16 protein-coding genes are annotated in these 23,463 nt (G+C 71.8%); 11 read left to right on the forward strand and 5 right to left on the reverse strand.

Annotated features, from left to right (window positions below; translation table 11 throughout):
* Nucleotides 1-12: 12 nt before the first annotated feature.
* From AB0N81_RS00210 to AB0N81_RS00220, 3 genes are read right to left on the reverse strand one after another with little or no spacing between them, the layout of a single operon-like run.
* A complete protein-coding gene (locus tag AB0N81_RS00210; RefSeq protein ID WP_365354264.1) occupies nt 13-1,974 on the reverse strand; it encodes a DUF2264 domain-containing protein in 1,962 nt (653 codons plus the stop codon).
* A complete protein-coding gene (locus tag AB0N81_RS00215; protein ID WP_365354265.1) occupies nt 1,971-2,987 on the reverse strand; it encodes a hydroxyacid dehydrogenase in 1,017 nt (338 codons plus the stop codon). Before AB0N81_RS00215 ends, AB0N81_RS00210 begins: the two co-directional genes overlap by 4 nt.
* A 52-nt stretch (nt 2,988-3,039) precedes the next feature.
* A complete protein-coding gene (locus tag AB0N81_RS00220) occupies nt 3,040-4,041 on the reverse strand; it encodes a LacI family DNA-binding transcriptional regulator (protein ID WP_365354267.1) in 1,002 nt (333 codons plus the stop codon).
* A gap of 315 nt (nt 4,042-4,356) precedes the next feature.
* On the opposite strand from AB0N81_RS00220, the gene AB0N81_RS00225 reads away from it, so the two are divergent.
* From AB0N81_RS00225 to AB0N81_RS00275, 11 genes are all read left to right on the forward strand, one after another.
* A complete protein-coding gene (locus AB0N81_RS00225) occupies nt 4,357-5,694 on the forward strand; it encodes a sugar ABC transporter substrate-binding protein (RefSeq protein ID WP_365354268.1) in 1,338 nt (445 codons plus the stop codon).
* Nucleotides 5,695-5,740: 46 nt separating this feature from the next.
* On the forward strand, nt 5,741-6,670 hold the full coding sequence (locus AB0N81_RS00230) for a sugar ABC transporter permease (RefSeq protein WP_365354270.1): 930 nt from the start codon (nt 5,741-5,743) through the stop codon (nt 6,668-6,670).
* 3 nt (nt 6,671-6,673) lie between these two features.
* Complete coding sequence (locus AB0N81_RS00235; RefSeq protein WP_365354272.1) at nt 6,674-7,630, forward strand: carbohydrate ABC transporter permease; 957 nt, start codon at nt 6,674-6,676, stop codon at nt 7,628-7,630.
* Between the two features lie 60 nt (nt 7,631-7,690).
* The gene (locus tag AB0N81_RS00240; protein WP_365354274.1) at nt 7,691-9,454 is read left to right on the forward strand and encodes a beta-galactosidase family protein; all 1,764 of its coding nucleotides are present in this window, start codon (nt 7,691-7,693) and stop codon (nt 9,452-9,454) included.
* A 58-nt stretch (nt 9,455-9,512) separates the two neighbouring features.
* The gene (locus AB0N81_RS00245; protein WP_365354275.1) at nt 9,513-10,952 is read left to right on the forward strand and encodes an RICIN domain-containing protein; all 1,440 of its coding nucleotides are present in this window, start codon (nt 9,513-9,515) and stop codon (nt 10,950-10,952) included.
* 36 nt (nt 10,953-10,988) lie between these two features.
* Nucleotides 10,989-12,587 (forward strand): glycoside hydrolase, encoded by a 1,599-nt coding sequence (locus tag AB0N81_RS00250; protein ID WP_365354277.1) that lies wholly within the window; start codon nt 10,989-10,991, stop codon nt 12,585-12,587.
* A gap of 79 nt (nt 12,588-12,666) precedes the next feature.
* Nucleotides 12,667-16,545 carry a hypothetical protein gene (locus AB0N81_RS00255; protein WP_365354279.1) on the forward strand — a complete coding sequence of 1,293 codons (3,879 nt, stop codon included), beginning with the start codon at nt 12,667-12,669 and terminating at the stop codon, nt 16,543-16,545.
* Between the two features lie 148 nt (nt 16,546-16,693).
* On the forward strand, nt 16,694-19,030 hold the full coding sequence (locus AB0N81_RS00260) for a glycosyltransferase family 39 protein (RefSeq protein WP_365354280.1): 2,337 nt from the start codon (nt 16,694-16,696) through the stop codon (nt 19,028-19,030).
* A 67-nt stretch (nt 19,031-19,097) separates the two neighbouring features.
* On the forward strand, nt 19,098-19,433 hold the full coding sequence (locus AB0N81_RS00265; protein ID WP_365354281.1) for a hypothetical protein: 336 nt from the start codon (nt 19,098-19,100) through the stop codon (nt 19,431-19,433).
* A gap of 48 nt (nt 19,434-19,481) precedes the next feature.
* Nucleotides 19,482-20,276: a polysaccharide deacetylase family protein gene (locus tag AB0N81_RS00270; protein WP_365354810.1), complete on the forward strand. Its 795-nt coding sequence runs from the start codon at nt 19,482-19,484 to the stop codon at nt 20,274-20,276.
* 68 nt (nt 20,277-20,344) lie between these two features.
* Entirely contained in the window at nt 20,345-20,794 is a 450-nt protein-coding gene (locus AB0N81_RS00275) for an SRPBCC family protein (RefSeq protein WP_365354283.1), read from the forward strand.
* Between the two features lie 9 nt (nt 20,795-20,803).
* On the opposite strand, the gene AB0N81_RS00280 is transcribed toward AB0N81_RS00275, so the two are convergent.
* Nucleotides 20,804-21,955, reverse strand: a complete 1,152-nt coding sequence (locus tag AB0N81_RS00280; RefSeq protein ID WP_365354285.1) for an XdhC/CoxI family protein — start codon at nt 21,953-21,955, stop codon at nt 20,804-20,806.
* 45 nt (nt 21,956-22,000) lie between these two features.
* A complete protein-coding gene (locus AB0N81_RS00285) occupies nt 22,001-23,458 on the reverse strand; it encodes an NCS2 family permease (protein ID WP_365354287.1) in 1,458 nt (485 codons plus the stop codon).
* Nucleotides 23,459-23,463 lie beyond the last annotated feature (5 nt).

Below are 23,463 nucleotides of genomic sequence, written 5' to 3' on the forward strand. Positions count from 1 at the left end.
TGACGCAAGGCGCTATTCGGCCATATTCGGCTCTCCCCCGGCCGGGACATGTTCGACGGTCGGCGGGCCGAAGCCGACCCGCGTGCGGAATCCGTCCGACCAGCGGACCTCGATGCTGTCGGTTGTCGCCGTCAGCACGCTCACCGCCTCGGGGAGCGGCGCCGGGTCCGGTTCGGCTGTGAGCGTGGCCGCGGCGGCGAAGAGGGTGGGGCCCACGATGTCCGCCGTCAGACGCGGGACCCGGGCCGAGAGCGCGTAGGCCGTGCCCTGTGGGGCGCGGACCTCGTCCGAGGACGTCCAGCCGTGGAGGGCGTGCAGCGCGCTGAGCGGGAACTTGTCGGGTACGTCCAGGACGCCGGGGGCGTCGCGGAGTGCCGGTGTCGCCCAGCCCGTCTGGATCGCGCGGGCACCACCCCGAGCGCCCGTCACCCGATGGACCCTCAGTTCGTGTGGGCCGCGGGCCACCGTGACGCTCTCCACGCGCAGGCCCGGCACCATGGGCGGGCCCTCCGTGAAGACCGGGCGGTGCCAGGACGCCGCCCAGCCGGGGCCGCCGCCCAGGGGGTGGATGCGGCGGCGGACGCTGGGTATGCCGGCGATCTCGACGGCGAAGTGGTTGTCCGGGATGTTCCCGAGAGCCGTGGGGCCTGTGTGCGTGGAGTACGCCTGGCGGCCGTAGAGCGGGTCCTGTTGCGCGGCCGACTCCCCCTCGTGCGGGCGCACGTCGTCACTGCCGTGGTTGTGGAGGCGGGCTATCCCGTCGGCGTGTGTCGTCTGCAGGAGGAGGCCCGGTGCGGGCAGGGTCATGACGTGGTCGGCCGTTTCGACGGGGACGGGCTCCTCCGTCGCCGTCCACAGCGGGTGGTCCGCGGGGGCGAGCAGCGCCACGAACGCCTTCGACGCCCAGTACGGCGATGCCGGGCCCGAGTAGCGCTGGACGGTCGGCTCGTGCGGACCGTGCCAGCCGAGGGTCAGCAGGCCGTCGTCGTCCGCCGCGCCACGGTCCAGGAAGTAGCGCAGCACCCCGCTGATCAGGCGCCGCGAGACGCCGGGGCTCAGCGGGGTGTGGCCGGTGACCGCGCCGAGAGCCACGCTCGCCCCGGCCGCGAAGCGGTAGGTCAGGGAGCGGCCGAAGTGGATCGGCGCCCCGTCGCCGCCGAAGAGGAGGCTCTGCCCTTCGAGGTGCGATCTGAGCCTGGGGCCGTAACGCTCCAACAGCTGCTCATCGCCTGCAAGTTGTGCCTCCAGGAGCGGGTACAGGTGCAGGGCCCAGCCGTTGTAGTGGTCGAAGGCGCGGCCGTCGCCGTCGGAGTACCAGCCGCCGCCGACGTACCAGCTCTCCAGGAGCTCCAGCGCCCGCTGCCGTGCGCGCCGCGTCCGGCCGTCGCCCCGGCCGACCGCTTCGAGGAAGGCGGCGACGGTGTAGGGGAAGAGGTACCAGTTGTTGGGCGCGGGCACGTGCCGCAGGGCGCCGCGCAGCCACGCCTCCGCCCGGTCCTGGACCGTCTCGTCGAGGTTGTCCCACAGCCACGGCCTGGTCAGGCGCAGGCCGAGCGCGACGGAGGCCGATTCGACCATGGGCTGGCCCTGGACGTGGTGGTCGAGGATGAGCGGCCAGGACTCGGCGTCGTGGCGGCCCGGCGTGCGGGTGCCCGAGGTGAGGCCGCGCGCGTAGCGGTCCAGCCAGCCGTGCGGGTCCCGGCCGTCGGCGCCCGCCACGCGGAACGCGGCGGCCAGGAACGTACGGGCGTACCCCTCGAGACCGTCGGAGCGCACGCCCGACACGGAAGGCCGGCCCGGCAGGTCGAGCAGCGCGCACCCGGGGCTGGCCCACCGCCAGGCCGCCCGCAGCAGGCCGTCGGCCGCGGCCTCCCAGTGGTCTCGCGTGTACCCCGTGCGCGGGCTCAGGTGGTGGTCGCGGGGCAGCAGCTGCCACGCCGTCAGCTTCGTGTCCCGGCTCGTTCTCCGGCTCATGCGAGGTACGCCAGCCTGTCGCGTCGTACGGGATGGGCGAATCCGTCCCCCGCGGCCCAGCGGCGCACCTCGTCCACGGCGAGTTCCGCGAGGCGCCGCCACTCGTTGCCCTGGGAGCCCGCCAGGTGCGGGGTGAGCAGGGCGTTGTCGGCGTCCCACAACGGGTGGTCGGGGGGCAGGGTTTCGGGGTCGGTGACGTCGAGCACGGCGCGGACGCGGCCCGCGGTGAGGGCCTCGGTGAGTGCGTCCTGGTCGACGATCGCGCCGCGTGCGGTGTTGATGAGCACGGCGTCGGGGCGCATGGCGGCGAGCAGTTCGCGGCCGACCAGGCCGCGGGTGGCGGGCAGCAGCGGCGTGTGGACGCTCACGGTGTCGCTCCGCGCGAAGAGTCCGTCGAGAGGCACGAGCTCCACGCCCAGCGCGGCCGCCTCGTCCGCCGACACGTACGGGTCGTGCAGCAGCACCCGCAGGTCGTAGGGGCGCAGCAGTTCGATGACGCGGCGGCCGATGAGGGAGGCGGAGAGAATACCCACCGTACGGCGGTAGTTGCCGGTGTCGCGGGGTGTGCGCAGCCAGTCGACCTCCGTGCGCGTGGCGCGGAAGTCGCGGGCGCTCTCCAGGACGCGCTTGCCGGTGAGCAGGATCATCGCGACGGTGTACTCGGCGACGGGCAGCGCGTTGGCCGCGGCGGCCGAGGACACCTCGATGCCGCGCTCCCAGCACGCGTCGGTCACGTGCGCGCGGATGGAGCCCGCCGTGTGGACGACGGCACGCAACTCCGGTGCGATCGCGAGCACTTCGGCGGTGAGGGGCGGGCAGCCCCAGCCGGTGACGAGGAGTTCGGTGCCTGCCAGCACGGCCTTCGCGCGTTCGGTGCCGAAGTCGTGGAGTACGGGCGGTGGTTCGAGGGCGCAGACCTGGGCGAGCACGTCGAGGGCCGACGGCTCCAGGACCGCTTCGGCCGCCTTCCGCGACATGGCGAGAGCGGCCCGGGGCCGGTGGGACGGTGACATCTTCCTCCTCGTGGAACGGGCGGTGCGATGTGCTGTCGGGCGCGTGAAGCCTTCAGAGACTGTCCCGGCGCGGTGGCGGCGCGGTGCTCCGGCGCACCACGAGCCGCGTCGGCACCAGGTCCGTCCCGGGGCTCGCCGGGGTCCGCTCGCGGATCTGGCGCAGCGCCTCCACCGCGCTCCTGCGCCCCACCTCGGTGAAGTCCTGGTGCACCGTGGTCAGGGGCGGTATGAAGTGGGCGGAGTCGGGAACGTCGTCGAAGCCGACCACGCTGACGTCCTGAGGGACCGGCTTCCCCCTCTCGTGGAAGGCGCGCAGGAGCCCGAGCGCCATCTGGTCGTTGGCGGCGAACACCGCGGTGCAGCCCGGGACTTCGGCGAGGGCGAGGCCCGCCGCGTATCCGGAGTCCGCCGACCAGTCGCCGCGCACCGGTTCGGGGACCGGGCGTCCTGCCTCTTCCAGGGTGGTGCGCCAGGTCCGGGCGCGGCGCTGGGCGGCGAACGACTCCTCGGGCCCGCTCACGTGCCATACGGTCTCGTGGCCGAGGTCGAGCAGGTGGCGGACGGCTAGCCGGGCGCCGCCGACCTGGTCGGTGTCGACGACGCGGTAGCGGTCGCCGGAGTCGGTGTCCACCACGACGACGTGCACGCCGGGCGGCAGGGTCACCGTGCCCGCGTCGAGCAGGTGCACCTCGATGAAGACGATGACGGCGTCCACCGCGAGTTCGCCCATCCTCGTGAAGGCGCCGAGTACGTTGTCCTGGGTCGGCACGTCGATGGGGATCATCGTGATGGCGTACCCCTCCGCGGCGGCGTGGGTGGAGATCGCTCCCACCGTCTGGCTGCGGCCCGTCGCGGACAGGTTGAGGAGAATGACGCCGATGGTGTTGAACTGGCCGTAACGCAGGGCGCGGGCCGCGCTGTTGGGCCGGTAGCCGAGTTCACGCATGGCTTCCAGGACCTGCTCGCGGGTGGCCGCGACCACGCCGGGGTGACCGTTGGAAACGCGGGAGACCGTCTGCGAGGAGACACCCGCGCGCTTCGCGACGTCAGCCATGGACACACGCTGTTTGCGCCGCCCGCCGGGGATTCCCGACCCGCCCCGCTGCGCGCCCGCGTGACCGGGGAGGGGGCTCCCCTCTTCGTACAGCCCCATCGCCACTCCTCCTCCGCCCCGCGGACACCACGTGGAACTTTACGTGCGAGAAACCTTGACCGACCGATGTGACGGGTGCCACCGTACGCGCTACCGAAGTTTACGTAAACATTTCGCCTGGCCGCTCGTGCGCACAGCCCATGTTTACGTAACCACCCGCACGTGACCACCCGCGTCTCCCCCGCACTGTGCACGCGTACGAAAGGGAACACCACCATGTCCATATCCCGGCGTCAGGCCCTGCTGATGGGCGCCGCCCTGTCGGTCTCGCTGACCGCGGGCGCCTGCGGCTCCTCCGACGACGGCGGCTCGGGCGCCGAGCCGTTGTCCGACGCCGACCTGCGGGCCGCGCTGAAGGCGGGCGGCAGCATCACGGTCTGGTCGTGGAACGAGCCGATGAAGCAGGTCGCCGAGGACTTCATGGCCAAGTACCCCAAGGTGAAGGTCGACTTGGTGAACGCCGGCACCAACACCGACGAGTACACCGCTCTGCAGAACGCCATCAAGGCGGGCAAGGGCGTCCCGGACGTCGCCATGATCGAGTACTACGCGCTGCCGCAGTTCACCCTCGCCAAGTCCCTGGCCGACCTCAGCGAGTTGGGTGCGGACAAGCTCAAGAGCGCCTTCACACCCGGCCCCTGGAACGCGGTGCGTGCCGGGACCGACGGCGTGTACGGACTGCCGGTGGACTCGGGCCCGATGGCCCTGTTCTACAACAAGGAGGTCTTCGACAAGCACAAGATCAAGGTGCCGGAGACCTGGGAGGAGTACTTCGCCGCCGCCGAGAAACTGCACGCCGCGGACCCCAAGGCGTACATCACCAACGACACGGGCGACGCGGGCTTCACCACCAGCATGATCTGGCAGGCGGGCGGCAAGCCGTACACCATCGACGGCACCGATGTCGGCGTGGACTTCGCCGACGCGGGCAGCAGGAAGTTCGCCGCCGGCTGGCAGCGGCTCATCGACGACAAGCTCCTCGCGCCCGTCACGTCCTGGGCCGACGAGTGGTACAAGGGCCTCGGTGACGGCTCCATCGCCACCCTGGTCATCGGCGCCTGGATGCCGTCCAGCCTGCAGTCCGGGGTCAAGACCGCGGCGGGCAAGTGGCGCGTGGCGCCCATGCCGCAGTGGGAGAGCGGCGCCGCCAAGTCCGCCGAGAACGGCGGCAGTTCGCTCGCCATCACGCAGGCGAGCGACAAGAAGACCCTGGCGTACGCCTTCCTCAAGTACGCGACCGTCGAAGCGGGCGTGCAGACGCGCATCGACCAGGGCACGTTCCCGGCCACCACCGAGCACCTCGGCTCCCGGGCCTTCCGGAACAAGAAGGTCGCCTACTTCGGCGGCCAGCGCATCAACCAGGTCCTCGCCGAGTCCGCGAAGCAGGTCGTGCCGGGCTGGTCCTACCTGCCCTACCAGGTCTACGCGAACAGCGTCTTCAACGACACCGTCGGCAAGGCGTACGTCAGCGGCACCTCCCTCCAGCAGGGCCTGAAGTCCTGGCAGGAAGCGTCGGTCAAGTACGGCAAGGAACAGGGCTTCACCGTCAAGTAGCCCCACGACCAGCCCAGCCAGCCGAACCGAGGAAACACCACACACCATGGCGACTCTGCAATCCGCGGCCGCGGGCCCGCCCCCCGCGGGCAAGACGCTCCCCGTGCGCAAGACGCGACGCTCCTGGACCGGCTGGGGGTTCATCGGCCCGTTCGCCCTCGTCTTCGCGCTCGTCTTCCTCGCCCCCATCGCGTACTCGGTCTACCTGAGCCTCTTCCAGGACCGGCTGATCGGCGGCACCTCCTTCGTGGGGCTCGACAACTACGAACGGGCCTTGCAGGACGGGGAGTTCTGGGAGGGCGTCGGCCGCGTGGGGCTGTTCCTGGCCGTGCAGGTGCCGATCATGCTGGGCCTCGCACTCCTGGTGGCACTCGCGCTGGACAGCGGACGGCTGTACGGCAAGAGCTTCTTCCGGATCGCGATCTTCCTGCCGTACGCCGTGCCCGCGGTGGTCGCCGCGCTCATGTGGGGCTTCCTCTACGGCACCCGTTTCGGGCTGGTCGGGGACCTCAACGAGGCCCTGGACAGCACCCTGCCCGACCCGCTCTCACCGGACCTCGTCCTCGCGTCCATCGGCAACATCGTGACGTGGGAGTTCGCGGGCTACAACATGCTCATCTTCTACTCCGCGCTCCGCGTGATCCCCCACTCGCTGTACGAGGCCGCGGAGATCGACGGCGCCGGACAGCTGCGCGTCATCACCGCCATCAAACTGCCCGCGATCCGGGGCGCGTTGGCCATCGCCACGATCTTCTCGATCATCGGCAGCTTCCAGCTCTTCAACGAGCCGAGCATCCTGCAGAACCTCGCGCCGAACGCCATCACCACCTCGTACACCCCCAACCTCTACACGTACTCGCTGTCGTTCAACGGGCAGCAGCAGAACTACGCCGCGACCGTCGCCATCGTCATGGGCCTGATCACCATGGTGGTCGCCTACGTCGTCCAGCTGCGCGGCATGCGAAAGGCAGCGTGACCCATGGGCAGCACCGCCGGCCCCGCCACCCTCACCTCCAAGGCCGCGCCCGCGCCGCGTCCGCGCAGCGCGCCGCCCGTCGCCCGGCTGCGCTCCCGGCGGCGGCACAGCGTCGCCCGGCCCCGCCGCAGCCTGCTGCTGACCTCGCTCACCGGTCTCGTGGTGGTGTACTCGCTGCTGCCCCTGGTGTGGCTGGTGATCAGCGCCACCAAGACGCAGAAGGGCCTGGCCTCGTCCTTCGGCCTCTGGTTCGCCGGGGACTTCGCCCTGTGGGACAACATCACCGAGACGTTCACCTACGACGACGGCGTCTTCACCCGCTGGCTGCTCAACACCCTCCTGTACGTGGTGCTCGGCGCGGGCGGCGCCACCGTCCTCGCGGTGCTCGGCGGATACGCCCTCGCCAAGTTCGCCTTCCCCGGCAAGCGCGCCGTCTTCGCCGTCGTCATCGGCGCCGTCGCCGTGCCCGGCACCGCCCTCGCCATCCCCACCTTCCTGATGTTCAGCGAGATGGGCCTCACCAACACGCCCTGGGCCGTCATCATCCCGTCCCTCATCTCGCCGTTCGGCCTCTATCTGATGTGGGTCTTCGCCACCGAGGCCATCCCCACCGAGCTGATGGAGGCCGCCCGCATGGACGGCGCCGGAGAGCTGCGCATCTTCTTCCAGGTGTGCGTGCCGCAGCTGGCCCCCGGCATGGTGACGGTCCTGCTGTTCACGATGGTGCACACCTGGAACAACTACTTCCTGCCACTCATCATGATCAAGGACCCGGACTGGTACCCGCTGCCGCTGGGCCTCAGCGCCTGGAACGCGCAGGCGGCGACGGCCGGCGGCCAGCCCGTCTTCCACCTGGTGATCACCGGCTCGCTGATCACCATCCTGCCGCTCATCGCCGCGTTCCTGCTGCTCCAGCGGTACTGGCAGTCCGGCCTTGCCGCGGGCAGCGTCAAGGAGTAGCCCTCCCCCCCCCACTCCCGGCCCGCACGAACACCCCCGTAGCCGAAGGAAAGATCCCGCATGCCCGCACTGACCACGACGTCCGACGGTTTCCTCCTGCACGGCGAGCCGTTCCGGATCGTCTCCGGAGCGATGCACTACTTCCGCGTCCACCCCGACCAGTGGGCCGACCGGCTGCGCAAGGCCCGCCTCATGGGCCTCAACACGGTGGAGACATACGTCCCGTGGAACCTCCACCAGCCCCACCCGGACAGCCCGCTCGTCCTCGACGGCCTCCTCGACCTGCCCGCCTATCTGCGGCTGGCCCAGGCCGAAGGTCTGCACGTCCTGCTGCGCCCCGGCCCGTTCATCTGCGCCGAATGGGACGGCGGCGGGCTGCCCTCGTGGCTCACCGCGGACCCGGACATCAGGCTGCGCAGCAGCGACCCCCGGTTCACGGACGCCTTCGACCGCTACCTCGACCTGCTGCTGCCCGCTCTCGCGCCGCACATGGCGGCGTCGGGCGGCCCCGTGATCGCCGTACAGGTGGAGAACGAGTACGGGGCCTACGGCAACGACACCGCGTACCTGAAGCACATCGAACTGGCGCTGCGCTCGCGCGGCGTCGAAGAGCTGCTGTTCACCTGCGACCAGACCGACCGGGAGCACCTGTCGGCAGGCACCCTGCCCGGCACCCTCGCCACCGGCACCTTCGGCAGCCGCGTCGCCCCGTCCCTGGCCCGCCTCCGTGAGCACCAGCCCGAAGGGCCCCTGATGTGCTCGGAGTTCTGGATCGGCTGGTTCGACCACTGGGGCGAGCCGCACCACGTGCGGGACGCGGCCGACGCCGCCGCCGACCTCGACGAGCTGCTGGAGGCGGGCGCCTCCGTCAACATCTACATGTTCCACGGCGGCACCAACTTCGCGTTCACCAGCGGCGCCAACCACGACCACGCCTACTCCCCCATCGTCACCTCCTACGACTACGACGCGCCGCTCACCGAGTCCGGCGACCCCGGCCCGAAGTACCACGCGTTCCGCGAGGTCATCGCCCGCCACGCGCCCGTGCCCGACGAGCCGGCCCCCTCGGCCGCACCCAAACTCCCCTTCACCGCGGTCGGGTTGACCCGCCGGGCGCCGCTGCTGCCGTACGCGCACGCCCTGGCCGAGCCCGTACGGTCGGACCTGCCCGCGACGATGGACGAACTCGGACTGCGGTCCGGGTACGTGCTCTACCGCACCACCGTCCCCACGGCGGGCGACGGTCTGCTGCACTTCCCGGGCGGTGTCGGCGACCGCGCCCAGGTCTTCCTGGACGGCGCACCCGTCGGCGTACTCGAACGCGAGCGCCACGAGGAGAACCTGCCCGTCCGGGTACCGCGCGCGGGAGCCGCCCTCGACGTGCTCGTGGAGAACATGGGCGGGGTCAACTACGGGCCCAGGATCGGCGCGCCCAAGGGCCTGTTCGGCCCGATTCACCTCAACGGCACCGTCCTGAGCGGCTGGGACTGCCACCCCCTGCCCCTCGACGACCTGGACGCGGTGCCCTTCACCCCCTCCGACGCCACCAGCGACTCGGTGCCCGCCTTCCACCACGGCACCTTCGACGTCACCACCCCGGCCGACGCCTTCCTTGCCCTGCCGGGCTGGACCAAGGGCCAGGCCTGGGTCAACGGCTTCCACCTCGGCCGCTACTGGAGCCGCGGGCCGCAGCGCACCCTGTACGTCCCCGCCCCCGTCCTGCGCCCCGGCTCCAACGACCTCGTCCTCCTGGAGCTGCAGGCCACCTCCGCCGTGCGGGCGCTGCTCACGGACACCCCGGACCTCGGTCCCGTCGTGCCCTGAGCCCGGCGCCGCGCCGCCGTGCCACCCCCTTCCGCCCCCACCTGAAAGGGAACCGCCCATGTTCAGACGCGCCCTCACGCCCATGCTCGCCGCATCCGCGTGTGTGCTCCTCCTGCTCGCCGCGTCGACGACCGCCCACGCCGCACCGGTCACCGTGACCAACGGGACGCAGTTCGCCGACACCGGCGGCAACGGCGTCCACGCCCACGGCGGCGGCGTCGTCAAGGCCGGCTCGTACTACTACTGGTTCGGCGAGAACCGCCACGCCGACAACACCTTCAAGGCGGTCTCCGTCTACCGGTCGGCCGACCTGAAGAACTGGGAGTTCAGGAAGGACGTACTGACCCAGAAGAGCGACCCGGAGCTCGACGTCTCGAACATCGAGCGGCCCAAGGTGATCTACAACAAGACCACCCGCAAGTTCGTCATGTGGATGCACAAGGAGAACGGAAAGGACTACACCGAGTCCCGCGCGGCCGTCGCCGTCTCCGACACCGTCGACGGCGACTACACCTGGAAGGGCAGCTTCCGGCCGCCGAGCGGCACCACCTCCCGCGACCAGACGCTGTTCCAGGACGACGACGGCACGGCGTACCAGATCACGTCCACCGAGAACAACGCCGACCTGCACATCTACAAGTTGAAGGCCGACTACACCGGCTACGAGAAGCTGGTCGCCAACCCTTGGCCCGGCCAGTGGCGGGAGGCACCGGCCCTGTTCAAGCGCGACGGCGTCTACTTCATGCTGACCTCGGGGGCCACCGGCTGGGACCCCAACCAGCAGAAGTACGCCACGGCCGAGAACCTCACCGGCCCGTGGAGCGAGATGAAGGACACGGGCAACGCCAACGGCCACGGCTCCCAGACCACCTTCGTCCTGCCCGTGCAAGGGGACTCGGCCACCTCGTACCTCTACATGGGCGACCGCTGGGGCAACTCCATGGGCGGCACGGTCAACGACTCGCAGTACGTGTGGCTGCCGCTGGACTTCCCGACCAGGACCAGCCTGAGCCTGCCGTGGTACCCGCAGATCTCCGTCGACACGGACGTCGGGACCCTTGACGGCGTGGGCGGCGGCCCCCACTACACCTTCGCCGCCCGGCACAGCGGCAAGTGCGTCGAGGTCGCCGACGGGTCCTCCGACGACGGCGCGGAGGTCGTCCAGCGCGGCTGCGACAGCGGCCTCGAGCAGCAGTGGCGGTTCGAGGACGCGGGCGGCGGTTACGTCCGCGTCCTCAGTCAGCACAGCGGCAAGTGCCTGGACGTCGCGGACGAGTCGACCGCCGACGGCGCCTTCGTGAACCAGTACCGCTGCTCCTCCGGCGCCCACCAGCAGTGGCGGTTCGAGGAGCGGGGCGACGACACCTACCGCCTGGTGGCGCGGCACAGCGGCAAGTGCCTGGACGTGGCGGACAAATCCGCATCGGACGACGCCCGTCTCGTCCAGTCGTCCTGCGGGGACGGCGACAGCCAGCGGTTCGAGCGCCGCGCGGCATGACTCCCGTGAAGTGACACCGTCTCAGAAGGGAACACGATGGCACACCGCACACGTCGTACGCGGCTGCTCACGGTCCTCGGCACCACGGCCCTGACCACCACGACCGTTCTCGCGATGGCACCTGACCAGTCCTCCGCCGCGGCGCAGGACGGTTCGGCCGCCTCCGTCACCGTCCGGCCCGATCCCGCGCAGGCCCAGGAGGAGTTCCAGGGCTGGGGCACCAGTCTCGTCTGGTTCGCCAACGCCACGGGCGGCTACCCGGACGAGATCCGCGAGAAGCTCGCCGACCTCGTCTTCGGGGACAGCGGGCTGGGGCTCAACATCGCCCGCTACAACATCGGCGGCGGCAACGCCCCCGACGTCCCGGACTACCTCCGGCCCGGCGGGGCCGTCCCGGGCTGGTGGAAGGCGCCGGCCGGCACCACGCGCGAGGACACCGACTGGTGGGACCCCGACGACCCGGCCGACTGGGACGACCGCGCCGACAGCGCGCAGCGGTGGTGGGTCGACCGCGTCAAGGGCGACATCGACCACTGGGAGACGTTCAGCAACTCCCCGCCTTGGTTCATGACGAAGAGCGGTTACGTATCCGGTGGCTTCGACGCCACGGAGGACCAGCTCAAGACCGAGTCCGTCGACGATTTCGCCGCCTACCTGGCGGGCGCCACCGCGCGTCTGGAGAAGGCGCACGGGATCAAGGTCGACACGGTCGCCCCCTTCAACGAGCCCAACACCAACTACTGGAGCACGCGGCTTGGCGCCGACGGCCGGCCTGTGGGCGGGCGGCAGGAAGGGGCACACATGGGCCCCGACCTCCAGCAGAAGGTGATCGGCGCGCTGGCCCCCGCGCTCGCGAAGTCCCCCACGGACGCGAAGATCTCGGCGATGGACGAGACCAATCCCACGCTGTTCGCGGAGAACTGGAAGTCCTACCCCGCCGGGGTGCGTGACCTCGTCGAGCGGCTCAACGTCCACACGTACGGCACGGAAGGCCGCACCGCCGTGCGGGACCTGGCGAAGGAGGCGAGGAAACCGCTGTGGATGAGCGAGGTCGACGGGGACTGGGACCCGGATGGGCAGGACTTCACCGATATGAAGTCCGGCCTCGGGCTCGCTCAGCACATGGTCGACGACCTGCGTGAACTGGAGCCGAGAGCCTGGCTGTTCTGGCAGCCCGTCGAGGACTACAACAACATGAAGCCCGGCGGCGAGAGCGAGAAGGGCGGCAACTGGGGCAGCATCCAGCTCCCCTTCGACTGCACCGCGAAGGACACCCTGAAGACCTGCCCGATCAGGACCAACACCAAGTTCGACACCGCCCGCAACTTCACCCACACCATCCGGCCGGGCGACCGCCTGGTCACCGTGGACGACACCTCCAGCGCCGCCGCCGTCCGCGCCGACGGGAAGGGCGCCACCGTCGTCCACGTCAACTCCACCGCAGAGGAGAGGACGGTGACGGTGGACCTCTCCGAGTTCACCGACGTCTCACCGGACGCCACCATGACGCCGGTGGTCACCAGCGCGGACGGCGCGCTCGACGAGCGGGACCCCGTCCCGGTCGCGGACGGGCACGCCCCGTTCACCGTCCCCGCCGAGTCGGTCACCAGCTTCGTCATCGACGGGGCCTCCTGACGGGCGTGCGGCCACCGGGTTGTCCGGATCCGGTGGCCCGGCGGCGGGCGGCGCGGCCGGACAATGAACGGCGGGGGTGGTGGCGGTGCCGCGGGGCGAGCGTCCGCTGGAGGACGACGGTGGCGTACTGACCGAATTCGCCGCCGACTTGCGGCAGTTGCGGGAGAAGGCGGGCAGCCCCCCGTACCGCAGGCTGGCCCGCGACGCCCACTACTCCTCGACGACACTGGCCGACGCGGCTGCCGGGCGCAGGCTGCCGAGCCTGCCGGTCACGCTCGCCTATGTGCGGGCCTGCGGCGGGGACGTGGCCGCGTGGGAGGACCGGTGGCGCGCGCTCAGTGCCCGGCTCGCGTCCACCGGCCGCGCCGACGAGGAGCCCGGCGCCGAGGACCGCGACCGGCGCGGCCCCTATGTGGGGCTCGCCGCGTTCCAGCCGGAGGACGCCGCCTGGTTCTTCGGGCGGGAACGGCTCACCGAGGATTTGATCGGCCGGGTGCGCGCCCGGCGCTTCCTCGCGGTGTTCGGCGCCTCCGGGTCGGGGAAGTCCTCGCTGCTGCGGGCCGGGCTGCTGCCGCGCGTCCGCGAAGGCGCCGGGGGCGGTGGCGGGGCGGGGGCCGAGGCTGCGGCCGGGTGGGACACCGTCCTGTTCGCGCCCGGCGCCCACCCTCTGGAGGAGTGCGCCGCGCGGCTCGCCGCCGCGACCGACGGCTCGGCGACCGCGCTGCGCAGGGACCTCGCGACAGACCCGCGGGCCCTGCACCTGACTGTTCTGAAGACGCTGGCGGACCGGCCACCCGACGCCGAACTCCTCCTGGTGGTCGACCAGTTCGAGGAGATCTTCACGCTCTGCTCCGACGCCCGGGAGCGTACGCGGTTCATCACCGCGCTGCTCACGGCGGTCCGGGCGCCCAACAGCCGCACGCGCGTCGTGCTGGGCATACGCGCCGACTTCTACGCACGCTGCGCACTCCACCCCGACCTCGTCGAGGCGCTGCGCGACGCCCAGTTGCTGGTGGGGCCGATGACCACCGACGAGCTGCGCCGCGCGATCAGCCGGCCCGCCGCACGCGCGGGCTGCACCGTCGAAGGGGCGCTCCTCGCCCGGGTGATCGCCGACGCCACCGGCCGCGCCACGGTGCTGCCGCTCGTCTCGCACGCGCTGCGCGAGACCTGGCGACGCCGCCGCGGCAACACCCTCACCCTGTCCGGGTACGAGGCGGCGGGCGGCATCCGGCACGCCCTCGCCCAGACCGCGGAGGCCGTCCACGCCGGACTCGACGAAGGGCAGCGGCACCTGGCCAGGACCCTCCTGCTGCGCCTCGTCGTGATCGGCGAGGCCACCGACGCCACCAGGCGCCGCCTCGCCCGCGGCGACCTGGACTCGCTGGGGACCGGGCCCGCCGACGTGCAGACGGTCCTCGACGCGCTGGCCAGGGCCCGCCTGATCACACTGGACACGGACACCGTCGAACTCACCCACGAGGCCCTGTTACAGGCCTGGCCGCGGCTGCGGCACTGGATCGACGAGGACCGGGCGGGACTGCTGACACGCCAGCGGCTCAGCGACGCGGCGACCGCGTGGGACCGTGAACGCCGTGACCCGGGGGCGCTGTACCGCGGCACGCGGCTCGACGCGGCCGAGGACTCCTTCGCCGCTCCCGGAAGCGGACTGACCGTGCTGGAGCGCGAGTTCCTCGCGGCGAGCACCGCGGCCCGCGCACGCGAACGGCTCGCCGAGGCCCGCACCACGCGGCGGCTGCGCCGGCTCACCCTCGCCCTGTCCGTGCTGCTCCTGCTCGCGCTCCTCTCAGTCCTATTCGCCTGGGACCAGTACCGGACCAGCGAGGACCACCGGCGCGAGGCCGTCGCCGAGCAGCGCAGCGCCCTCTCCCGGCAGCTCGCGGCGCAGTCGGCGGCGCTCCTCTCCGAGGAGTCCGACCTCGCCTCGCTCCTCGCGGTCTACGCCTACCGGCTCCGCCCCACCGCCGAGGCCACCTCCGGCCTCTTCGCCGCGGCCTCGCTCCCCCTCCAGCAGCGCATGACCGGGCACCGGGGCGGCGTGCACGCGGTGGCGTTCGGCGCCGGCGGGCGGACCGTGGCCAGCGGCGGCCAGGACGGCACCGTACGCCTGTGGAACACGGTGACCGGCAGGCAGCTGAAAGTGCTGCGGGGCCACCGAGGGCCCGTGTCCTCGGTGGCGTTCAGCCCGGACGGCCACTCCGTCGTGGGCGGCGGCGAGGACGGAACCGTACGCCTGTGGAACACCGCCACCGGGTCGTCGCGCGTGATGGCGACCGGACACCGGGGCGATGTGGGGGCGGTGGCGTTCAGCCCGGACGGCGGCACGGTGGCGGGCGGCGGGCGGGACGGCAGCGTACGGCTGTGGTCGGCGGCGACCGGCGAGGAGCGGCGCACGACGACTGGGCGTCGCGGAGTGACGGGCCATCAGGGACCGGTAACGGCACTGGCGTTCAGCCCGGACGGGCGCACGGTGGCCAGTGGCGGCCACGACGGGACCGTACGGCTGCGGAACGTGAGGACCGGCGGGACGCGCGTCACGGAGACCGGGCGGCACAGCGCCGTGGAGTCGGTGGCGTTCAGCCCCGACGGCCGCACGGTGACCGGCGGCACCCGCGACGGCACGGTCAGGGTGTGGACGGTGGCCACCGGCGAGGAACGCGGCACGCTCGCCGAACGCCGCAGGGACGCCGAGTCGGTGGCGTTCAGCCCCGACCGCCGCACGGTCCTCAGCGGCGGGCACGACGGGACCGTACGGCTGTGGGACGCGGCGACCGGCTCGCTGCGCGCCGTACTGGCCGGGCACCGGGGCACCGTCTCCGCCGCCGCGTTCAGCCCGGACGGCGGCACGGTGGTCAGCGGCGGCCGTGACGGCACGGTACGACTGTGGTCGGTGGCCACCGGCAAGGAGCGCGTCGCGGTGCCCGGCCGGCAGGGTGCCGTGCGATCGGTGGCGTTCAGTCCGGACGGACGCACGGTGGCCGGTGCCGCCCGCGACGGGACCGTACGCCTGTGGGACGCGGCCAACGGCAGGGCGCGGAAGACGCTGACGGGCCATCGGGGGCGGGTGCGGTCGGTGGCGTTCAGCCCTGACGGTCGGACGGTCGCCAGTGGTGGCGACGACGGGACGGTACGGCTTTGGGACGCGGTGACCGGAAAGGCGCAGGGTGTACTGACGGGTCATCAGGGTGCCGTGCGGTCGGTGGGGTTCAGCCCTGACGGGCGCACCGTCGCCGGTGGTGGCGATGGTGATGGTGATGGTGACAGTGCGGTCGGTGACGGCGGCGGGGTCGTACGTCTGTGGAACGCCGCGACCGGCGCGCCGCGCGGCGAGTCGGAGCACCCGGGCGGCGTCTGGTCCGTGGCGTTCGGCGCCGACGGTCACACCGTCGCCATCGGCGGCGACAGAGGGGTTCTGCGGCTGTGGGACGCGGCCTCGGGGAAGACGCGTACGGTCCGCACCGGCACCAAGTCACCTGTGCGAGCAGTGGCGTTCAGCCCCGACGGGCGCACCGTCGCCGGCGGCAGCGGGGACGGCACGGTGCGCCTGTGGGACACGGCCACGGGCGCGGCCCGCGCCACGCTGAGCGGGAAGGGCCGCGGTGTGCAGTCGGTGGCGTTCAGCCCCGACGGCCGGACGGTGGCCGGCGGGGACAGGGACGGGTCGGTGCGGCTCTGGGACACGGCCACGGGGCTGCGGAACTCCGTGCTGTCCGGGCACGAGGGCACCGTGTGGTCCGTGACCTTCAGCCCCGACGGGCACACGGTCGCCAGCGGCGGCGAGGACGGCACGCTGCGGCTGTGGAGTGTGCTCCGGGACGCGGACGAGGCGGTCGACAGGATCTGCCGCTCCCTGCGCAGGGACCTCAGCCCGCAGGAACGCGACCGCTACCTCAAGGCACCGGACGGCGAGTGGCCGCGACGGGCTTGCGTGCGCTGACGCGGCCGCCACCTGGGCAGTCGTATTGTCCGGGCCCGTTGTCCGGTGTCTGCCGACCGGACCTGTTGCCCGGACCCGTTGTCCGGGACCTGTTGTCCGGTGCCCGTCGTCCGACCCCGGACAACCCCGTACCGGTAGAAGCATGGCCATGACGTCCCTGACGACCGCGACCAGCACGACCCGCCCCTCCCCGGGCCCGTCGCCACGGCGCCGACTGCTGTTCTGGCGCTCCCCCGCCGGTCAGCCCCGGTGGGCCAGGCCCGCGCTCCTGGGCATCGCCGCGCTCGCCGCGCTGCTCTACACGTGGAACATCACGAGCAGCGGCTTCGCGCCCTACTACTCGGTGGCCGCGCGCAGCATGTCGGTGAGCTGGGAGGCGTTCCTGTTCACCAGCCTCGATCCGTCCGCCACGCTCACCCTGGACAAGATCGGCGGCTTCCTGTGGCCGCAGGCACTCTCGGCGCGGATCTTCGGCTTCCACGACTGGGCGCTGACGCTGCCGCAGTGCGTCATGGGCGTCATCTCCGTACTGGTGATGTACCGGATGGTGCGCCGGTGGCAGGGGCCCGCCGCCGGGCTGCTCGCCGCGGGGCTGCTGACGGTGACGCCCGTGGTGGCCTCCATGTTCGGCCACGCGATGCTCGACGGCTCGCTCATCATGTGCCTCGTGCTCGCCGCCGACCAGTACCAGAAGGCGGTGGACACCGCCCGGCTGCGGTCGCTGCTGCTGAGCGCCCTGTGGATCGGGCTCGGCTTCCAGGCGAAGATGATGGAGGCGTGGATCATCGTGCCCGCGCTCTTCGTCGGCTATCTCGTGGCGGCACCGGTCCGGCTGCGGCGCAGGATCGGCGGGCTGGCGGTGGCGGGCGCGGTGATGTTCGCGGTGTCGCTGTCGTGGGTGGCCCTGATGACCTTCACGCCGGAGAACGACCGCCCGTACGCGGACGGCTCCACCGACAACAGCGCGGCCGCCATGGTCTTCGGCTACAACGGCTTCAACCGGCTCCACGCGGGGCTGATCGGCGGTGCGGCTCCCGTCAGCAGCAACGGGCTCTGGGGCAGCGGCGGGCAGCCGGGCAAGCCGCCCGCCACCGACAGCGGGCGGGGCCCGTCCGGCGGGCCTTCCGACGGACGGCCGGCCGGTCGGCCGGGCAAGCCGTCGGACGCCCGGTCGGGCAAGCCGTCGGCCGGAACCCCCGGCGGACCGTCCAAGGGGACGCCCAACGGGACTCCCGACAAGCCGTCCGCCACGCCGTCGAGCGGGTCCACCGGCACACCGCCCCAGGACGGCGGCCGGAACGGGCAGGCAGCCGCCACGCCCGCCGGCTCCCAGGCCGGCCCGGGAGCACCGTCCAAGACGTCCCTCTGGCTCAAGCTGCTCCGCAGCCCCCGTCTGACGCCCCAGATCGGCTGGCTGTACCCGCTCGCGCTGATCTCACTGGCGATCGGCCTCGCACGGCACCGCAAGGCCGCCCGCACCCATCAGGGCCGCGCCGGATATCTGATGTGGGGCACCTGGCTCGTCACGGCGGCCGCAGTGCTCAGCGCCCTCGGCAACCTCCCCCACACCGCCTACGTGGCCGTCCTCGCGCCCCCGCTCGTCGCCCTGTCCGCCGCCGGGACGCTCGCCCTGTGGCGCGCCCACCGCGCCGCGGCCGGGGGAACGCGTGCCTGGGTCCTGCCCGCCGTCATCGTGTCCGAGGCCGCCTGGACGGTCCATCTGGCGTCCGAACACACCGACATCGTCCCCTGGCTCGTCCCGCTGGTCGTGGTGGCCGCGCTCGGCGCCGTCCTCGTCCTCGGCCCGCTGCGGGCGACCACCCGCAGGACCCGGCTGGCCGGACTGCTCGCCGGCTGCGTCGCGATGTTCGCCGCTCCGACGGCATGGTCGCTGTCCGTACTGAACGAGCGGTACGGGGGAACAGTGGTCGACGCGCACGCCGGACCGGCCGAGGACATCCGGATCGCGACGGGGTCACGCACCGTACGCGCCGCCGACGTCAGCGTCCGCACCACGCCGACGCCCGCCCAGAGCAGGCTGCTCGACTACGTCCAGGAACGCGCCGGAGCCGCGAAGTACACCCTGTCCACCGGTAGTTGGGCGGCCTCCGCCCCGTACATCTATGCCGAAGGCGCGTCCGTCCTGCCGCTCGCCGGGCTGCACGGGGACTCCGTCACCCTCACCGAGTACCGCGAACTCGTCGCCTCCGGTGACATCCGTTTCGCGCTGGTGAGTGACGAGCGCACGAAGGCGTCGAGGATCAGCGCCTGGGTGGCGTCGGCCTGCGCCGAGGTCGACCCGCGGGCGTACGGCGGGGACGGCGGCGACGGCGACGGCGACGGCGACGGCGACGGCGACGGCCAACGGGACGAAGGGGCACAGGACCGAGGTCCGCAGAAGGAAGGCCCCCAGGGCGAAGCGGGCCCGACGGCGCCCGCCCAGACCCTCTACCGCTGCGCGCCGTCCGACGCCACGAGTTCCTGACCGGTTGTCACCACGACCACGCGGCGTGCCGGCCACGGCACGCCCCATCGGGAACGGGGGAGGAGCGGTGGCCGCCCCGGCGACATCCGCCGGTGCGGCCACCGCACCCCCGACTCCCTTGCGGCGGGTCTGCCAGACGCTGTACAGCGAGATCCCGCACGCGATCCAGGACGCGGTCCTCCTGCGCCGTCTCCAGCAGATGGTGAACACCGTGCTGCTCAACCCGCTGTGGCGGGAGCGGCTGCGCGGCGCCGGCATCACGCACGCCCCCCAGTCGTACGAGGAGTGGCAGCGCATCCCGCTGTCGGACAAGGAGGTCCAACGCGACTTCTTCATGGACACGCGGCCGGGAATGGTGGTGCCCCTCACGCGCGGTGAGTTGTCACACGTGAGGCCGCTATAAACGGAGTGTATACGCCCTGTGTATAGTGAAGGCATGCCTGCCGTGAACATGCCTTCCGCCATCAAGACGACGCGCTCGGCCAAGAGGTTGCGTCGCACCGCCCCCGTCCTCGCGGCGGGGGCGGCTCTCGCCCTCGCGCTGACCGGGTGCACCAAGCTCGACACCACGTCACCCAGCACGGTCCGCAAGGACGGCGCCGAGGCGAAGGCCGCGGACCAGGGGAAGTTCGGCACCGTCGACTGCCGCAAGGCCAAGTGTGTGGCGCTGACCTTCGACGCGGGGCCCAGCGAGAACACGCCCAGACTTCTGGAGATCCTCAAGAAGGAGCACGTTCCCGCCACCTTCTTCACGCTCGGCAAGAACCACATAGAGAAGTACCCCGAGCTCGTGAAGCGGATGGACGCCGAGGGGCACGAGGTGGCCAGCCACACCTGGTCGCACAAGATCCTGACGAAGATCGACGCGGACGAGGCACGCCGTGAGCTGGAGCGCCCCAACGAGGCGATCGAGAAGCTCATAGGCAAGAAGCCGACGCTGATGCGCCCGCCGCAGGGCCGCACCAACGACGACGTCAACAAGCTCTCCAAGGAGCTCGGCCTCTCGGAGGTGCTGTGGACCGTCACCGCGAAGGACTACACGACCAATGACTCCAAGCTGATCCAGAAGCGGGTCGTCGACCAGACGAAGCGGGACGGCATCATCCTGCTGCACGACATCTACAAGGGCACGGTCCCGGCCGTTCCCGGCGTCATCACGGAGCTCAAGAAGCGCGGATACGTCTTCGTGACGGTCCCCCAGCTCCTCGCCCCGGGCAAGGCCGAGCCGGGCAAGATCTACCGCTAGGGCCCAAGATCTACCGCTGGGGCCTGCGCCGGAAGCCACGTCGTCCGCCCGCCTGGCACGCTCGGGGTGTGGCCATCTTCCAGATCACCCGAGACACATCCCTGTCAGCCGCCGAGACGTGGCGCCGGCTGACCGACTGGGAGCGGCACGGTGACGTCGTGCCGCTCACCCGCGTCCGCTTCCGCACTCCGCCGCCCACGCACGCGGGCACGGTGTTCGTCGCGCGGAGCTCGCTCGGCCCCGTCGGCTTCGACGACGTCATGGAGGTCGTCGGCTGGTGTCCGCCGGACGGCGCCGCGCCGGGGCGGTGCCGTCTCGAGAAGCGGGGGACCCTCATGACGGGCTGGGCCGAGATCGAGGTCTTTCCGGCCGCCGACGGCTCCGCGGTGGTGTGGCGCGAGGACCTCCGCGTGCGGTGGCTGCCCGCGCTGTGCGACGGGGTGCTGTCGTCCGTGTCCCGGCGGGTGTTCGGCCGCGCGGTGGACCGGCTCCTCGCCACCGCCCCGGCGGCGCGCTGAAGCCGTCCCTCAGGCGACGGAACCGATCCGTCCGGAGGGCCGCCGCGAACCGTCGTGGTGGATGGGCGTGTGGGCCCCGGTGAGGGAGGTCCCGCTGCCACCGCGCCGGTTCGCGACGATCTCCGACGCGATCGACAGGGCGGTCTCCTCGGGCGTACGGGCGCCCAGGTCCAGGCCGATGGGCGACCGGAGGCGGGCCAGCTCCAGCTCGGTGACGCCGACCTCGCGCAGGCGCGCGTTGCGGTCCTCGTGCGTGCGGCGCGAGCCCATCGCGCCCACATAGGCGACGGGGAGGCGCAGGGCGAGCCGCAGCAGGGGGACGTCGAACTTGGCGTCGTGGGTCAGGACGCAGAGCACGGTGCGGCCGTCGACCTCGGTACGCTCCAGGTAGCGGTGCGGCCAGTCGACGACGATGTCGTCGGCGTCCGGGAAGCGCGTGGCCGTCGCGAAGACGGGCCGCGCGTCGCACACGGTCACGTGGTAGCCGAGGAACTTGCCCATCCGCACCAGCGCCGAGGCGAAGTCGATCGCGCCGAACACGATCATGCGGGGCGGCGGGACGCTGGACTCGACGAGGATCTCCAGGGGCCGGCCGCACCGGGAGCCGTCCTCGCCGATCTCCACGGCCGCGGTGCGGCCCGCGTCGAGCAGGGCGCGGGCCTCCCCCGCCACCGTGCGGTCCAGCTCCGGGTGCCCGCCGAGCCCGCCCTCGTACTCCCCGGTGGGGCGTACGAGGAGGGCGCGGCCGAGAAGTTCGGCGGGCCCGGACGTGACGCGGGCGACCGCCGCCGCCTCCCCCGCCGAGGCGGCGGCCAGCGCCGCGGCGAACACCGGCCGGGACGCGGTGTCCGCGCGGACCGGTGTGACGAGGATGTCGATGATTCCGCCGCAGGTCAGGCCCACGGCGAAGGCGTCGTCGTCGCTGTAGCCGAAGCGTTCGAGCACGGTCTCGCCGTCCTCCAGGGACTGTCGGCACAGTTCGTAGACGGCGCCCTCCACACATCCGCCGGAGACCGAGCCGATCGCCGTGCCCTCGCTGTCGACGGCGAGCGCGGCGCCCGGCTGCCGGGGCGCGCTCCCGCCGACCGCCACCACGGTGGCGACGGCGAAGTCACGTCCCTGCTCGACCCACCGGTTCAGCTCGTCGGCGATGTCCAGCATCTCGGCCTCCTCAAGGCTCTACGGGTGTGCGGAGGGCCCGGCGCCTCAGTGGACGCCCAGCCAGCTCTCGATGGGGTTGAGGGCGAAGTAGACGATGAAGATCACCGTCAGGCCCCACATGAAGGCACCGATCTCGCGGGCCTTGCCCTGGGCGACCTTGATGGCGACCCAGGAGATGACGCCCGCCGCGACACCGGTGGTGATGGTGTACGTGAAGGGCATGAGCACGACGGTCAGGAAGACCGGGATGGCGGTGGCGCGGTCGGCCCAGTCGACGTGCCGGGCATTCATCATCATCATCGCTCCGATGACGACGAGCGCGGCGGAGGCGACCTCCTGGGGCACGATCGCGGTGAGCGGCGTGAAGAAGAGGCAGGCCGCGAAGAAGAGGCCGGTGACGACCGAGGCGAGTCCGGTGCGGGCGCCCTCGCCGACTCCGGTGGCGGACTCGACGAAGACGGTCTGGCCGGAGCCGCCCGCCACGCCGCCGATGGCGCCACCGGCGCCGTCGATGAACAGCGCCTTGGACAGGCCGGGCATGCGGCCCTTCTCGTCGGCGAGGTTGGCCTCGGTGCCGACGCCGATGATGGTGGCCATCGCGTCGAAGAACCCGGCGAGCACGAGCGTGAAGACGATCATGCCGACGGTCATCGCGCCGACCTCACCCCAGCCGCCGAACTCGACCTCGCCGATGAGCGAGAAGTCGGGCGACGAGACCGCGCTGCCGTGCAGTTCGGGGGCGCCGTTCGCCCACTGCTTGGGGTCGATCACGTCGAGTGCGTTGAGTACGACGGCGATCACGGTGCCGGTGACGATGCCGATCAGGATCGCGCCGGGGGTGTTGCGCGCCTGCAGCATGAAGATGAGGAGCAGGGTGCAGGCGAAGATCAGCACGGGCCAGCCGGAGAGTTCACCGGCGGGGCCGAGGGAGAGCGGGGTGGCCTTGCCGGGGTGCACGAAGCCGCCCTTGACGAGGCCGATGATGGCGATGAACAGGCCGATGCCCATGGTGATGCCGTGCTTGAGGGCGAGCGGGATCGCGTTCATGATCATTTCGCGCATCCCGGTGACCACGAGAAGCATGATCACCACGCCGTACATCACGCACATGCCCATGGCCTGCGGCCAGGTCATCTCGGGCGCGACCTGCGAGGAGATCACACCGGACACGGAGAGTCCGGCGGCCAGGGCCAGCGGCACCTTGCCGACGAAGCCCATGAGGAGCGTGGTGACCGCCGCGGCGAGCGCCGTCGCGGTGATCAGGGCCTTCTGGCCCATGGTGTCCCCCGCCGCGTCCTTGCCGGACAGGATCAGGGGGTTGAGCAGGACGATGTACGCCATCGCCATGAAGGTGGTGACTCCGCCGCGCACCTCGCGCGCGACCGTGGATCCTCTCCGGGATATGTGAAAGTACCGGTCGAGCCAAGACCTGCCGGCCGGGACGCGTGAGCCGGAGCCCGCGTCCTCTGCGGTGGTCTTCGGCTCCAATGACGACTGGGTCATGGTGC

Source organism: Streptomyces sp. NPDC093510, from assembly GCF_040683555.1.
GTDB lineage: Bacteria > Actinomycetota > Actinomycetes > Streptomycetales > Streptomycetaceae > Streptomyces.

Coding starts and splice junctions, on each gene's coding strand:
- AB0N81_RS00210 (WP_365354264.1), bottom strand. CDS start 1,974: ATGAGCCGGAGAACGAGCCGGGACACGAAGCTGACGGCGTGGCAGCTG.
- AB0N81_RS00215 (WP_365354265.1), bottom strand. CDS start 2,987: ATGTCACCGTCCCACCGGCCCCGGGCCGCTCTCGCCATGTCGCGGAAG.
- AB0N81_RS00220 (WP_365354267.1), bottom strand. CDS start 4,041: ATGGCTGACGTCGCGAAGCGCGCGGGTGTCTCCTCGCAGACGGTCTCC.
- AB0N81_RS00225 (WP_365354268.1), top strand. CDS start 4,357: ATGTCCATATCCCGGCGTCAGGCCCTGCTGATGGGCGCCGCCCTGTCG.
- AB0N81_RS00230 (WP_365354270.1), top strand. CDS start 5,741: ATGGCGACTCTGCAATCCGCGGCCGCGGGCCCGCCCCCCGCGGGCAAG.
- AB0N81_RS00235 (WP_365354272.1), top strand. CDS start 6,674: ATGGGCAGCACCGCCGGCCCCGCCACCCTCACCTCCAAGGCCGCGCCC.
- AB0N81_RS00240 (WP_365354274.1), top strand. CDS start 7,691: ATGCCCGCACTGACCACGACGTCCGACGGTTTCCTCCTGCACGGCGAG.
- AB0N81_RS00245 (WP_365354275.1), top strand. CDS start 9,513: ATGTTCAGACGCGCCCTCACGCCCATGCTCGCCGCATCCGCGTGTGTG.
- AB0N81_RS00250 (WP_365354277.1), top strand. CDS start 10,989: ATGGCACACCGCACACGTCGTACGCGGCTGCTCACGGTCCTCGGCACC.
- AB0N81_RS00260 (WP_365354280.1), top strand. CDS start 16,694: ATGACGTCCCTGACGACCGCGACCAGCACGACCCGCCCCTCCCCGGGC.
- AB0N81_RS00270 (WP_365354810.1), top strand. CDS start 19,482: ATGCCTTCCGCCATCAAGACGACGCGCTCGGCCAAGAGGTTGCGTCGC.
- AB0N81_RS00280 (WP_365354285.1), bottom strand. CDS start 21,955: ATGCTGGACATCGCCGACGAGCTGAACCGGTGGGTCGAGCAGGGACGT.
- AB0N81_RS00285 (WP_365354287.1), bottom strand. CDS start 23,458: ATGACCCAGTCGTCATTGGAGCCGAAGACCACCGCAGAGGACGCGGGC.